The sequence below is a fragment of the Candidatus Termitispirillum reticulitermitis genome (assembly GCF_054655775.1).
The window spans coordinates 1-526 of record NZ_BAAIHG010000242.1; the positions used below are offsets into that span (position 1 = coordinate 1).

Genomic DNA, 526 nt, shown 5'->3' on the forward strand with positions numbered 1-526 from the left:
TAAATGTCTAGTGGTCAATAAGAAGTATTTCACAATGTTAGACGGGGCGACTTCGTGTCGCTTCGTTTCTTTTTATGTGGCACATTTATTGCTGTTCCGTATATGAACGGAGGGGATTTATGGGTGCTATACGTGCGGGCGGTGTCGTATCGGGTCTTGATACTAATGCCATAATTGAGCAGTTAGTGCAGTCGGCGAAAGAGCCTATCACAGCATTGAACAATCAGGCGCATCTGATTACGTTGCAACAGTTATTGTTTAAGGATATAAACGGAAATCTGACGAGCCTTAAGAGTGATGTCTTTACCCTGCGCTTGGAAAGCACATTCAAAGCGAAGAAATCTGATGTATCTAACCCTACCGTAGCTGGTGTTTCAGTATCGTCAAATACCCCAGCTGGCAACTACATGTTGAATGTCCTGCAGACGGCAAAAACTGCCGCTATGACTAGTATTTTCCCATTGCCCGACCTATGGGCTGCCACTGCGGGGATGCAGACTATAGGGGAATTGCCTAATTTATATGA

The 526-nt window shown here is 44.9% G+C and carries 1 protein-coding gene; it reads left to right on the plus strand.

Annotated features, from left to right (window positions below; translation table 11 throughout):
* Positions 1-119: 119 nt before the first annotated feature.
* The coding region (locus AC1MDJ_RS08545; RefSeq protein WP_479690479.1) for a flagellar cap protein FliD N-terminal domain-containing protein at positions 120-526 on the plus strand (407 nt) is incomplete at its 3' end.